Here is a 692-nt window from a genome sequence, read left to right on the forward strand (position 1 = left end):
CGCCGCCGAACTTCTTCGACAACACCGTTGCGATTGCTGCCGTCAGCGTGGTCTTGCCGTGGTCGACGTGACCAATCGTGCCTACGTTGACGTGCGGCTTGGTCCGTTCGAATTTACCTTTTGCCATTTTCGACTCCTAACAGGAATTTTTCCGTACCTTGCGCCGCGCGCAAACAGTGTGGACTATGTTGCTGGTGCCCATGAGCAGGATCGAACTGCTGACCTCTCCCTTACCAAGGGAGTGCTCTACCACTGAGCCACATGGGCGGACCTTGATGCTGGAGCGGGTGAAGGGAATCGAACCCTCGTCATAAGCTTGGAAGGCTTCTGCTCTACCATTGAGCTACACCCGCTTGGGTCTAACGATTCCCGACGCTTGCTACATGTTCTGGTGGAGGAGGTTGGATTCGAACCAACGTAGGCGTAAGCCAACAGATTTACAGTCTGCCCCCTTTAGCCACTCGGGCACCCCTCCGCAGAGAACTGACGATTATGAGGTTAGTCAGACACTTTGTCAAGCCATCAGCGCCTACCACATTTCGACGTCTCTCACTTATAAGTGATTTGTAAACGCAAAAACCCCACCTTGCTGGGGTGGGGTTTTAGCGACTGCGATGAGATGCAGAGGATGAGGAGCCTGACGATTACCTACTTTCACACGGGTATCCGCACTATCATTGGCGTGGAGTCGT

Annotated in this window: 1 protein-coding gene and 3 tRNA genes; all 4 read right to left on the reverse strand. The window is 53.8% G+C overall.

Going from position 1 to position 692, the window contains the following annotated elements:
- A partial coding sequence (locus ACRXB1_RS37210; protein WP_229427325.1) for a GTP-binding protein occupies window positions 1–127 on the reverse strand: 127 nt, incomplete at its 3' end.
- Window positions 128–192: 65 nt separating this feature from the next.
- Window positions 193–267, reverse strand: a tRNA-Thr gene (locus tag ACRXB1_RS37215).
- 12 nt (window positions 268–279) lie between these two features.
- A tRNA-Gly gene (locus ACRXB1_RS37220) sits at window positions 280–353 on the reverse strand.
- 36 nt (window positions 354–389) lie between these two features.
- A tRNA-Tyr gene (locus ACRXB1_RS37225) sits at window positions 390–475 on the reverse strand.
- Window positions 476–692: the final 217 nt, after the last annotated feature.

It is taken from the genome of Caballeronia sp. M23-90 (assembly GCF_053574605.1).